An 11,815-nucleotide genomic window follows, 5' to 3' on the forward strand; every position below is an offset into this window, starting at 1 on the left:
ATCCCTTCCACGGTCGGCACTTTCAAGGTGAAATCATTCTTTGGGCTGTTCGTTGGTATTGTAAATATGGCATCAGCTATCGTGAACTTCAGGAAATGCTCGCTGAACGTGGAGTGAATGTTGATCACACCACAATTTATCGCTGGGTTCAGCGTTATGCTCCAGAAATGGAAAAACGTTTACGTTGGTATTGGCGTAATCCTACAGATCGACATTTATGGCATCTGGATGAAACTTACGTAAAAGTGAATGGCAAATGGGCATATCTATACCGTGCAGTTGACCAACGTGGCCATACTCTTGATTTCTATCTTTCTGCTAGACGAAATACCCATTCAGCTTATTGTTTTCTTGGTAAGATTTTGAATCATGTCAAAAAATGGCAGATTCCACGAGTCATAAACACTGATAAGGCTCATACCTATGGCCGTGCTTTGTCGCGACTAAAACAGGAAGGAAAGTGTCCTGAAGACCTGGACCATCGACAGATTAAATACAAGAATAACGTGATTGAATGTGATCATGGCAAGCTCAAACGGATCATCAAGGCTACGTTGGGATTCAAGTCTATGAAAACGGCTTATGCCACAATTAAAGGAATTGAGATTATGCGTGCTCTACGCAAAGGACAAGCTTCATTATTTTATAACGGTAATATTCTAGGAGAAGTTTGGCTAGTAAATAGAGTTTTCGGTCTCTAAGCTTTTTTGAAGGGAAAATCATTGACTCAGATCCCTATTTGCAACAGTGCCGATTTGGAATGGTGATCATCCGCATCCACCGCCCCAAAATACGCATCTGGTTCAGGCTGTTAAATGACTGTGATCCACCACTGACTTGCATCAAGGCAAGGGTTTTACCTTGGGTAGCACGGATTGCTCCTCCTGCAAGTGGAATCCAGTCTATTTGTGATTTAAAAATGGAACTCATAGAACCATGACGTTCAGGTGAACACCAGACCATACCTTCAGACCATGCAAGAAGCTCATGCAGTTCTTTTACTTTTGGATGCTCAGTATCCGCATCTTCTGGCAAAGGAAGGCCCCACAAGTGATAGATACAGATAAAGCACACATATGGAGGTGCTTTGTCACGGTTAAAATGGGAAAGAAAATGTCCACCAGATCTTGAGCACAGGCAGGTTAAGTATAAAAATAACGTGATCGAATGTAATCATGGCAAGCTAAAGCGGATCATTAGGGCCACTTTAGGATTCAAATCGATGAAGACGGCTATGCCACATGCATCTATTCAGATGGCATTAAACACCGATGATGTACAGACGAAGTAGTAGCAGCCGATCCTACTAAAAGAATAGCAAACGATAAAAACAGCGATAAGCATGTTTTTAACCACTGCATAAAAATAGACCAAAAATTAAGCTTTTTTAGTTTTACAGATTCGAAAATAAATAGTAATAATTCATGAATAGTAGCCGAAGCTACCATTCATGAATCCAAATCATACTATTTTAAAAAACTAATTCGATGCCTGCACCATATTTCCACCCTTTTTCGGAATTAGTAGCCTCTTGCATAAAAGTATCTTGCTGTCCTTTTTCATACTGATAAGCAATATCAATAAAAGGTTTAAATCGCTTAGTAATCTCATATCTAGTTTTGATACCAGTTTTTAGTTCTGATAAACCTGATTTTGCAGCATAGTTAGAATCATCGCTAAATATTACATCTGCTTCGATATAAGGTTGAGTAATAAGTTTCTGAGTTAAAAGCAAATCACGTTCTAATTCAAAACTTGCTCCCCAAAAATTATTCTCACCGCCATAAAGATATGCTTGTGTTTCAAAGAAATAAGGAGCTAGACCTAATATACCAATAACCCCATCCACTCGATCGCTGCTGCTGTTATTTTTATCTTCACTATATCTTACCCCAGCTTGTATATCCCAAAATGGGGCTACGTTACGGCTATAAAGTGCTGATACAGCATATTTTGGATCATTACTTTCTGACTTTTCCGAATTGGCTTCAATAAATAGACGATTTTCATCTGTTCCAATTAAAGTTTCAAACTTTGTTCCTAGGTTGCCCTTACCGTCTTCATCAACCATCCATTCATTTTCAAATTTTGTCGTTTGATAAATTTGTCCACCATGTTCTTTAAGATGATTGTCATGAGGTGAGTTAGAGTTCTCAAGCGCAATCTGGACACTCTTATCCCCCATATTCGCATTTTCCATTGAATAATATTCTGGATAACGCTCTTGAAGGGAATACTTTAATCCTCCAGATTCCTGTAAAAGAATTTTCATATTTTTTGTAATATTACTGTCTTGTACAGGAGTTTCATTTTTAGCGAACGTTAGATTTGATAATCCAAATAGCGCAATCATCAAAGTTGTTTTTGAAAACAAATTATTAGTGATGTGCATGTGGATTTACTCCCTTCTCATTTACTTGGGACTGAGGAACAGTCTTTGTAGAATTACCATCTTCCACTTGAGCTACAATGAGTTTATTCATCATTCCTGCACTCATATGGTAAAGCAGGTGACAATGAATAGCCCACTCACCTAACTCATCAGCTGTGAGTAGAGTGGTTATCGTTTTCCCAGGTGGAACAATTACCGTATGTTTGTTTGGCATATTGCTTGGATCCTGACCATTCTCAAGCTGCATAAACATGCCATGTAAGTGCATTGGGTGAGCCATCATACTGTCATTGACAAATTTTAAGCGAATACGTTCACCATACTTCACCACTAGTGGGTCGGCTTCATTAAATTTTTTACCATTTATTGTCCAAATATAACGCTCCATGTTTCCACCAAGACGGATCTCTATTTCACGTTCAGCTGCACGAGTGTCTTTTTGAGGATCTAACGATTGCAAATCACTATATTGCAATGCTTTATTACCTTCAGGTGTTGAAGCATTTGCCCATCCAAATACGGTATTATCATTCTTGTCTGAAGCCGCCTTAACAGTAGCGCTATTCATCGGCATATCATGATCCATACCTTTCATAGAAGACATATCGTGATTCATACCTTTCATAGAAGACATATCGTGATTCATGCCTTTCATAGAAGACATATCATGATCCATACCTTTCATAGAAGACATATCGTGATTCATGCCTTTCATAGAAGACATATCATGATTCATATCTTTCATTGAAGACATATCATGATCCATACCTTTCATTGAAGACATATCATGATTCATACCTTGCATTGAAGACATGTCATGATCCATCCCCATATCTTCCATAGTCAATAAAGAGCGAGGACGAGGTTTAGGCATCTCAATTTGTTTTACAGGTAAGGTATTTTCATCATGTAAGGTTCCAACCGAAAAACCAGTACGATCAATAGATTCAGCTTCAATTTGGTAATGTGCTTGTTTTGGTTCCACAATGACATCATAAGTTTCAGCAGTACCAATACGGAACTCATCTACAGGAACGGGCTTTACAGGTTGACCATCAGCACTGACTACAGTCATTTTTAGGTTTGGAATGCGTACATCAAAGAATGACATAGCGGAAGCATTAATAAAACGAAGGCGAACTTTTTCACCAGCTTTGAAGTTACCCGTCCAATTTTGCTGAGGTGTCTTGCCATTCATTAAAAATGTATAACCAGTCACATCGGACATATCTGTTTTCAGCATTCGCATCTGATTCCACATAGAACGGTCTTGCCAAGTCGCTTTTAGCCCATCACGTTTAACTTGTTTTAATACATCGAATACTGTTTCGCGGCGGTTCTGATAGTAGTCTGCTTCTTTTTTAATATTCTTCATAATTTGATCACTTGTCGAATTATGAAAATCAGAAAGCAAAACAACGTAATCTTTATCGGTTTTTTCAGCAGCTGTTAGTGGAGTTTTATCTTTAGGATAAATAACAAAAGCACCATATAAACCGTCTTGTTCTTGTCCTTTACTATGTGAATGATACCAATAAGTACCATTTTGGCGGACTTTAAACTTATATTCATAAGTTTTATTAGGGGCAATGCCATTAAATTTGTTAAATCCAGGTACACCATCCATAATTCCAGGTAATAATAAGCCATGCCAATGGATTGAAGAGTCCTGATTTTTTAACTTATTGTGAACACGGATAACGGCCTCATCACCTTCTTCAAATTCAAGAAGAGGGGCAACGAATTTACCATTAACGGTAATTCTCTTTAGCGGTTTTCCTGTAATATTTACAGTCTGTTCCGCGATCGTTAAATCATATTCTTTAACTGCCGCCATTACCCAAGTTGATGAAAATAAACCAACTCCAATTAAGAGTACATGACTTAACTTATTTGACATTCTATCTCACCGTTAAAAAGACCAGATTAAAGTATTAAGGCAATCCTTATCGTTAGCTCCAATACTCCTTTCCTGCTTTTATAAAATTATTTATTTGATGTATTGGACATATTCATTTTTGAATGATCCATTTTCGAATGGTCCATATTCATCATGGAATGATCCATTTTCGACATATCAGAGGAATTTGCCGCTTGCTGTTGGCTAGGTTCTTGCTGAACCTTATTATCCTTGTTCATCTTACAAGGTTTAGAACACGGCTCTTGTGCTTTTTTTGCAGTTGTCACAGCATTAGATTTCGAATTTGATAGATCTTTTGCATCATTTGCCCAAGATTGAGTACCAGCAATTAAAGTTCCAGCACACATTAAAATTGTTAGACTACGACGCACTACAGTTTTCATAAGTTTCTCTAAAAGTTAATTTCTTGCTACTACAATAAAGTGAAGCATTGAACATCTAAGTGACTTGAAAATGACATTTTTGTAATCTATCTCGATCAGATGTTTTATAACGTTATTATAGTTTTAATGAATGACTTAGGATTCGGAAATGAGAATACTATTAGTTGAAGATGAACAAAAAACTGGTGACTATCTCAAACAAGGTTTATCCGAAGCGGGTTATATTACCGACTGGGTTACAGATGGATTAACAGGTAAACATCAAGCTCTTTCTGAAGAATACGACTTAATTATCTTAGACGTCATGTTACCCGGACTGGATGGTTGGAATATTATCAATGATATTCGTAGCAGCGGTAAAACAATGCCCATTCTGTTTTTAACAGCCAGAGATCAGATAGAAGATCGAGTAAAAGGTCTAGAGTTAGGCGCTGATGATTATTTAATAAAGCCTTTTGCTTTTGCAGAGCTTCTTGCTCGAATCAAAACTCTCCTTAGACGAGGGCAGCAAAGAGAAGATAGTAATATTATTAAGATTGCTGATTTAGAACTTGATTTGAGAAAACGTCGGGTAACGCGAGCGGGTCAACGCATTGATCTGACGGCAAAAGAATTCGCGCTTATGGAACTTTTTATGCGTAGACGAGGTGAAATTTTACCAAGAGCGCTGATTGCTTCTCAAATTTGGGATATGAATTTTGATAGTGATACGAATGTCGTTGAAGTCGCTATTAAACGATTAAGAAGTAAAGTTGACAGTAACTTTACTCCCAAATTAATTCAGAATATTCGAGGAATGGGGTATGTACTAGAGGTAGAGGATGAATAATAATTTATTCAGAGCGATCAGTTTCCGGATCGGTATTATTTTCTCATTATCGACTATATGTATTCTCATTATGATGGGGTTTTTCATCCATAAATTAGTGATGCATCATTTTGAAACGCAAGATCGTACCCAATTAGAAGGTAAAATCCAGCTTATTCAGAATCTTCTCCAACAGCATCCTAAAAATTCTCCAGAACTTGATCTATATTTGAAAGATGCTTTAGTTGGACACCATGATCTTATGGTCCAAATAGAACGACCGGCAGGTCAGATTTTATTTAGTTCAACACCTTCAATCATTAATACTCAACAGTTAATCAAGTCAGCAAATAACCCTTGGATTAAATGGAAAATTAAGAATAAGACCTATCGTGGCATGATCTACAACACGGATATAAACAAAAATACTGAAATACAATCTGTACGCATTATTGTGGGGATCGATACATCTGAACATCTACATTTTTTAAATGATTTTAAGCGTCAACTTTTTTACATTGGTTTAGCCGGTACGATTTGTTTAATGTTTTTAGGCTGGTTTGCAACCTGGAGAGGTTTAAGACCCGTGCAAAAAATGGCTAAGGTCGCAGAAGGCATTTCTGCCCAACATCTTTCAGAACGTTTAGAAGTTGAGCACACACCAACAGAACTAAAATCATTAGCAATTGCCTTCAATGATATGCTGGACAGACTAGAATCAGCTTTAGAAAGGCTTTCCGATTTTTCATCTGATTTAGCGCATGAAATTAGAACACCGATTAATAACTTAATGACTCAAACTCAAGTATGTCTTGCCCGTAAACGAGATACCAGTACCTATCAAGAAGTACTATTTTCTAATTTAGAAGAATTAGAACGTTTGGCTCGAATGGTATCCGATATGCTTTTCTTGGCAAAAGCAGAACATGGCCTAAAATTACAGAACTTACAGAATATTGACCTGGTTAAAGAAGTTACAGCCTTATTTGATTTCTATGATGCGCTAGCTGCCGAAAAAAATATGACGCTTCAACAAACAGGATCTGGAAATGTCAAAGGTGATCCTGCTATGTTACGTCGAGCACTCAGCAATCTATTATCTAATGCAGTTAAATATGGAAATAAGAATTCTACAATACGCATAAAACTTCAACAGAATTTAGATAACACAATATTTTCAATTGAAAATGAAGGCCCTGAAATCTCTCCTGAACAACTATCCAGGTTATTTGATCGATTTTATCGAACAGATGCATCTAGACAAAGAACAGAAGAAGGAACCGGCTTAGGGCTTGCCATAACAAAATCTATTCTTGATATGCTTGGGGCGACCATCCAGGCTGAATCCCTCAATGGTCGAATCATTTTTACCATTGTTTTTCAAAGTGAATCCATGCAAGGGGAATCATTTTAACTCATTTTTTGAACATCTTCCATTTACCCGAGTTGACCTTACATAAAGCTCAAACTGAGAGCCAGAGCTACGCCAGCACCTATCATGGCAATTGTGTAGCCAAATATGATAGCTCGGCCAAACTGTGCCCCCCCTGTCATCCATGCAATTGTCGCTTTGCTTAACATGTTGCTCAGTGTGGCCAGCCCTAGCGCGACAGCAGCCACATTTGTTGTTAAGCCTTCAGTACTATGCAGGCGGGCAAGTGAGACTAAAATAGCATCTACGTCTGCTAGCCCAGAAATAGTCGATAATACGAAGATGCCGCTGGTGCCCAACCATTGTTTTGCTGCCGGGACCAACACTGCCATGACAGCCAGGAAAGCAGCGAAGCTGAATGCTGTCCCAAGATCAAAAGGAGCCATTGCTTCTATTGTTCGATCGTTGTTTTCAGCGCTGGTAATTTGGCGTTGTCTCCACAATGCCATACCCAGCAGAAGGATTCCCGCAATCATCATTGCACCACCAAAAGTGCTTAGCAATGCTGGCTCAATGACGCCTATCAGCACAACCATACGAAAAAACATGATGCCACAGGCAGCCAATGTTCCAGAAATAGCAGCACTGACCATGACGGGGTGCTGGCGTGTATAGCGTGCCAGTGCGACAGTTGCAGCTGTAGAAGATGCCAAACCACCCAATAGACCTGTCCAGAGTATGCCTCTTTCTGAACCGGTGAGCCGCATGGCAAAATGACCTGCCAGAGAGAGTCCGGCAATCAGGATCACTGCCCACCATAACTGGTAAGGATTTAATGCAGCAAAAGGTCCCATACCCGTATTGGGTAAGTAAGGTAATATAACGACAGAAAGTACCAGCAACTGCAGGGATGCGGTTAATTCACGATGTTCGATCAAGCGTAACCAACCATGTAAGGTTGGCTTGAGATCCAAAAATACAGCCACGATGACAGCCGCTGTTAATGCTAAAGTAACATTACCATGGGATGCATATGCACCTAGAACTAATGTCAACAGCATCGCGATCGTCGTGGTAGCGCTTAAATTACCGGAAATTTTTGCGGTACGCGCGTAGGATACCGTAAGTAAAAGGGAAAGCCCTAATACGGCTGCGACTAGTGGCCAAGGCCCAAAGTTTGGCTGTAGATGACCCAGCACTCCTCCGAGTAATCCTGTCAATGTGAAGGTACGTAGGCCTGCTACTCGGCTGCCTTCTGGCAGTTCACGATCATTCCATCCTCGTTCTAAACCAATGAGCAGGCCGATGGCAAGTGCTGCAATCAGGCCTGATACATCTGGTGGAAGAAAAAGACTCTCTATCATAGCTTTTTATGTCGCAGGCGAAGGGCATTGGTGATCACTGAAGCGGAGCTAAAACTCATGGCCAAGGCCGCAATCATGGGTGACAACAACCAACCGGTAAATGGGTAGAGTACGCCAGCTGCTATTGGGATACCCAAGGCATTGTAAAGGAAAGCAAACATGAGGTTCTGTTTCATGTTGCCAACAGTAGCTTCCGAAAGTGAACGGGCAACCGCGATACCGCGTAAATCTCCCTTGACCAAGGTAACTTGAGCACTATTCATTGCGACATCAGTTCCGGTCCCCATAGCGATACCGACATCAGCCTTGGCTAGTGCTGGTGCATCATTGATTCCATCGCCGGCCATTGCCACGATGCGACCTTGCTTCTGCAATTTGCTGACAAGTTCGAGTTTATCTGCGGGTTTAACTTCACCATGTACCTCATCAATACCCAGACGTGATGCGACTGAACGGGCAGTGGTGAGACCATCTCCTGTTGCCATCACGATACGTAGTCCAGCTTCCTTCAGGGTGGCAAGTGCTTCAGGGGTACTTTTTTTGATGGGATCGGATACTGCAAGCAGGCCGGCCAATTCACCATTGATGGCTAGATGCATCACACTTGCACCTTCTGAACGCAGCTCTTCGGCTTGCGGAATCAGAGATTGTACCGAGATACCTAATTGCTCCATCAGTGCTGTGTTGCCCAAAGCTAACTGACGATCGCCCACTTGACCTCGAACACCAATCCCTGAGCCTGATTCAAAATTATCTGGTGTTTCAAGAGACAGGCCACGTTCGTGTGCTGCATTTACAATCGCTTCGGCTAGCGGGTGTTCACTGCCTTGATCAAGACTGGCGGCTAAACGTAATACTTCAGATTCATCGAAACCTGATGCGGCAACCACACGATCGAATACAGGGCGTCCTTCGGTCAACGTACCTGTTTTATCGATGATTAGTGTGTCAATCTTGCGCAGATTCTCAATGGCTGCTGCATCGCGGAACAACACACCATGAGTAGCACCTTGACCCGTTGCAACCATGATAGACATTGGAGTTGCCAAGCCTAGTGCACAAGGACAGGCAATAATGAGTACTGCCACAGCATTGATTAATGCATAAACCCAGCTCGACTCTTCTGGGCCGAACAGTCCCCATCCAAAGAAGGTAAGCAAGGCAATGGCTACTACAGCCATAACAAACCAACCTGCAACCTGATCAGCCATGCGTTGCATTGGGGCTCTTGAGCGTTGAGCTTGCGCCACCATCTGTACGATCTGAGACAACATGGTACTTGAACCAATTTTCTCTGAACGCATGATTAGGGAACCATTGGTATTCAGGGTAGCACCAATGACTTTATCACCGATGCGTTTAGTGATCGGTAAAGGTTCACCTGTCAGCATAGATTCATCCAATGAACTGCTTCCATCGGTGACTACACCATCCACAGGAACTTTTTCACCTGGGCGGATGCGGAGTAAATCTCCTACATGGACATGAGTCAGAGGAACATCTTCCTCAGTTCCATCGGGCAGGATTCGGCGAGCTGTTTTAGGAGCAAGTCCGAGGAGTGACTTAATTGCAGCAGAAGTTTGCGAACGTGCTTTTAATTCCAGTATTTGCCCCAGTAGGGTCAAAGAAATGATGACCGCTGAAGCTTCAAAGTAAACAGCGACACGACCCATGGAGATAAATGAGTCTGGAAAGATTTGTGGTGCAATGGTCGCAACCACACTGTAAATAAAAGCAGCCCCTGTACCTAGACCGATCAGGGTCCACATGTTTGGGCTGCGATTCACAACCGATTGCCAACCACGGGAAAAAAATGGCCAACCTGCCCACAGTACAATCGGGAGTGACAACACTAATTCAATCCAGCTCTGAACTGCCATGTCGAACAGGTTCAGTTGATGGCCAAACATTGCCAAAAAAGTCACGACTATGGTGAGTGGCAGTGTCCACCAGAAGCGTCGACGGAAATCACGTAACTCAGGATTCTCATCTTCCTCTAACTCGGGAATGAGTGGTTCCAGTGTCATTCCGCATTTAGGACAGTTTCCAGGATGATCCTGTCTAATTTCTGGATGCATTGGGCAAGTATAGATGGTCGTGCCTGTTGTGCTTGCATCATTAACGGATTGAGTAGTCTGATGATGCTGTGTATGTGCATCGGCAGTCGTCGTTGCGGGTTTAGCGATATATTGCACCGGGCTGCTATGAAACTTTGATTGACATTTATCACTGCAAAAAAAGTAAGTTTTCCCCTTAAATTCCTCATGGTATTTCGATTCTTCAGTGACGGTCATACCACAGACTGGGTCTTTCAGTACGTCTGTTGTAGCCTGTGCCATATGGTCCTGGTTATGATTTTTTTGATCTGACATAAATAATTCTCTTATGGAAAAGTGGTTTTATGGCCGAATTTTGGAATAAATCTCGGAGTCTGTTGAGCATAGCTGTCATAGACAGCGCCAAACTGTTTACTCATTTCAGCCTCTTCCTTAATTGCCAAGCGGCTGTACATTAAGAGTAAGATTGGAAACATAATCAGTGTCAGTAAAGTTGGCCATTGCAATAAAAACCCCAGCAAGATCAAGATAAAAGCCACGTATTGGGGGTGACGTATGCGCGCATAGGGTCCGGTTACTGCCAATTGGTGATGACGTTGTGCGTGGTACAACACGTTCCATGCTGATGACAGTAAATAGAAACCATAGCCCAAAAAAATATAACTCGCGATGTGCAGAATGCCAAAATGTGGATCACCCTTTTCACCCAGTAGCGTTGACCATAAGTGACCTGAGTTATGCGACAGCAAATCAAGTTCAGGAAAGCGAGTTTGTAGCCAGCCTGACAACAGGTAAATGGTTAAAGGGAAACCATACATCTCGACAAACAATGCAATGATGAAAGCAGAGAAAGCGCTAAAAGTACGCCAGTCTCGTGCTGTGGCGGGTTTAAAAAAACTGAAGGCAAACATAATGAAAATTGCCGAATTTATGATGACGAGCCACCACAGACCATAGGCCGATTCCGCATGATTCATGAGGGGTCTCCTGGTTCGCGTGATTTTTTATTATCTGATGTGTCTGGATTTTTCTGTTGATGATGGTGATGTCCATGACCACCATGCATAAAAATATGCATGAGTGGGCATGCTAAAAGGAGTAAAAAGGGTAAAACACCAACGACATGGGCCAAATGCTCGGTTAAGAGAAAATAGGCTGCCACACCACCAATCACGAATAGGCCGATGGCATAACGTGTAGACCAAAAGTTAGGTACTGAATTATGTTCTTGAGGTTGATGGTTCATGGTGCTTCCCTCTCTAATTCATGGGTAATTATTTAGTTGTGGAGGGAGGCATACAGTCCATCATCATCTGCATCATGGATTGCATCATGTCCATACGTTTTTCCATCATTTGCTGACGGTCAGCCATATTTGCATTCATGCTTTGGCCGCTCATCTGTTTCATCATGCTCATACCTCCTTGCATGAGTTTCATGTGCTCAGCCATAAGTTTTTGACGTTCTTGAGGGTTTTTTGCAGCCATCATCTTTGCATGCATGGCTTGCATTGCTTTC

General features: G+C 41.3%; 11 protein-coding genes and 3 pseudogenes. 4 read left to right on the top strand and 10 right to left on the bottom strand.

Annotation, left to right across the window (positions count from 1 at the left end; translation table 11 throughout):
- A partial coding sequence (locus NI470_RS14965) for an IS6-like element IS1007 family transposase (RefSeq protein WP_253148855.1) occupies positions 1–701 on the top strand: 701 nt, incomplete at its 5' end.
- A 34-nt stretch (positions 702–735) separates the two neighbouring features.
- Here the strand turns inward: NI470_RS14965 and NI470_RS14970 are convergent.
- The gene (locus NI470_RS14970; RefSeq protein WP_420908925.1) at positions 736–1,035 is read right to left on the bottom strand and encodes an NAD(P)H-dependent oxidoreductase; all 300 of its coding nucleotides are present in this window, start codon (positions 1,033–1,035) and stop codon (positions 736–738) included.
- 6 nt (positions 1,036–1,041) lie between these two features.
- Here NI470_RS14970 and NI470_RS14975 point away from each other — a divergent pair.
- A pseudogene (locus tag NI470_RS14975) lies at positions 1,042–1,234 on the top strand (DDE-type integrase/transposase/recombinase); the annotation flags it as partial.
- A gap of 16 nt (positions 1,235–1,250) precedes the next feature.
- Here NI470_RS14975 and NI470_RS14980 read toward each other — a convergent pair.
- The 4 genes and pseudogenes from NI470_RS14980 to NI470_RS14995 form a co-directional block, all read right to left on the bottom strand.
- Positions 1,251–1,448 (bottom strand): annotated as a pseudogene (locus tag NI470_RS14980) (hypothetical protein); the annotation flags it as partial.
- A gap of 23 nt (positions 1,449–1,471) precedes the next feature.
- Positions 1,472–2,392, bottom strand: a complete 921-nt coding sequence (locus NI470_RS14985) for a copper resistance protein B (protein WP_253148857.1) — start codon at positions 2,390–2,392, stop codon at positions 1,472–1,474.
- Positions 2,379–4,292, bottom strand: a complete 1,914-nt coding sequence (locus NI470_RS14990; RefSeq protein WP_253148859.1) for a copper resistance system multicopper oxidase — start codon at positions 4,290–4,292, stop codon at positions 2,379–2,381. Before NI470_RS14990 ends, NI470_RS14985 begins: the two co-directional genes overlap by 14 nt.
- An 86-nt stretch (positions 4,293–4,378) precedes the next feature.
- Complete coding sequence (locus tag NI470_RS14995) at positions 4,379–4,696, bottom strand: hypothetical protein (RefSeq protein WP_004755899.1); 318 nt, start codon at positions 4,694–4,696, stop codon at positions 4,379–4,381.
- Between the two features lie 148 nt (positions 4,697–4,844).
- Here NI470_RS14995 and NI470_RS15000 point away from each other — a divergent pair, with 148 nt between their 5' ends.
- On the top strand, positions 4,845–5,525 hold the full coding sequence (locus tag NI470_RS15000) for a heavy metal response regulator transcription factor (RefSeq protein ID WP_253148860.1): 681 nt from the start codon (positions 4,845–4,847) through the stop codon (positions 5,523–5,525).
- A complete protein-coding gene (locus NI470_RS15005; protein ID WP_253148862.1) occupies positions 5,518–6,918 on the top strand; it encodes a heavy metal sensor histidine kinase in 1,401 nt (466 codons plus the stop codon). The genes NI470_RS15000 and NI470_RS15005 overlap by 8 nt, the downstream gene beginning before the upstream one ends.
- Positions 6,919–6,956: 38 nt before the next feature.
- On the opposite strand, the gene NI470_RS15010 is transcribed toward NI470_RS15005, so the two are convergent.
- The 5 genes and pseudogenes from NI470_RS15010 to NI470_RS15030 all read right to left on the bottom strand — a co-directional run.
- A complete protein-coding gene (locus NI470_RS15010; RefSeq protein WP_005093349.1) occupies positions 6,957–8,240 on the bottom strand; it encodes an MgtC/SapB family protein in 1,284 nt (427 codons plus the stop codon).
- On the bottom strand, positions 8,237–10,612 hold the full coding sequence (locus NI470_RS15015; RefSeq protein ID WP_171265317.1) for a heavy metal translocating P-type ATPase: 2,376 nt from the start codon (positions 10,610–10,612) through the stop codon (positions 8,237–8,239). The genes NI470_RS15010 and NI470_RS15015 overlap by 4 nt, the downstream gene beginning before the upstream one ends.
- Positions 10,613–10,623: 11 nt before the next feature.
- Positions 10,624–11,274 carry a methyltransferase family protein gene (locus NI470_RS15020; RefSeq protein WP_004681447.1) on the bottom strand — a complete coding sequence of 217 codons (651 nt, stop codon included), beginning with the start codon at positions 11,272–11,274 and terminating at the stop codon, positions 10,624–10,626.
- Positions 11,271–11,543, bottom strand: coding sequence for a DUF2933 domain-containing protein (locus NI470_RS15025; RefSeq protein WP_004755892.1), 273 nt, complete (start codon positions 11,541–11,543; stop codon positions 11,271–11,273). Before NI470_RS15025 ends, NI470_RS15020 begins: the two co-directional genes overlap by 4 nt.
- A gap of 28 nt (positions 11,544–11,571) precedes the next feature.
- Positions 11,572–11,815, bottom strand: a pseudogene (locus NI470_RS15030) (hypothetical protein); the annotation flags it as partial.

The organism is Acinetobacter lwoffii, from assembly GCF_024129115.1.
Classification (GTDB): Bacteria; Pseudomonadota; Gammaproteobacteria; order Pseudomonadales; family Moraxellaceae; genus Acinetobacter; species Acinetobacter lwoffii_T.

Excerpts from the sequence above, each read along its gene's own strand:
- NI470_RS14985 (WP_253148857.1), bottom strand. The coding sequence starts at position 2,392 with ATGCACATCACTAATAATTTGTTTTCAAAAACAACTTTGATGATTGCG.
- NI470_RS14990 (WP_253148859.1), bottom strand. The coding sequence starts at position 4,292 with ATGTCAAATAAGTTAAGTCATGTACTCTTAATTGGAGTTGGTTTATTT.
- NI470_RS14995 (WP_004755899.1), bottom strand. The coding sequence starts at position 4,696 with ATGAAAACTGTAGTGCGTCGTAGTCTAACAATTTTAATGTGTGCTGGA.
- NI470_RS15000 (WP_253148860.1), top strand. The coding sequence starts at position 4,845 with ATGAGAATACTATTAGTTGAAGATGAACAAAAAACTGGTGACTATCTC.
- NI470_RS15005 (WP_253148862.1), top strand. The coding sequence starts at position 5,518 with ATGAATAATAATTTATTCAGAGCGATCAGTTTCCGGATCGGTATTATT.
- NI470_RS15010 (WP_005093349.1), bottom strand. The coding sequence starts at position 8,240 with ATGATAGAGAGTCTTTTTCTTCCACCAGATGTATCAGGCCTGATTGCA.
- NI470_RS15015 (WP_171265317.1), bottom strand. The coding sequence starts at position 10,612 with ATGTCAGATCAAAAAAATCATAACCAGGACCATATGGCACAGGCTACA.
- NI470_RS15020 (WP_004681447.1), bottom strand. The coding sequence starts at position 11,274 with ATGAATCATGCGGAATCGGCCTATGGTCTGTGGTGGCTCGTCATCATA.
- NI470_RS15025 (WP_004755892.1), bottom strand. The coding sequence starts at position 11,543 with ATGAACCATCAACCTCAAGAACATAATTCAGTACCTAACTTTTGGTCT.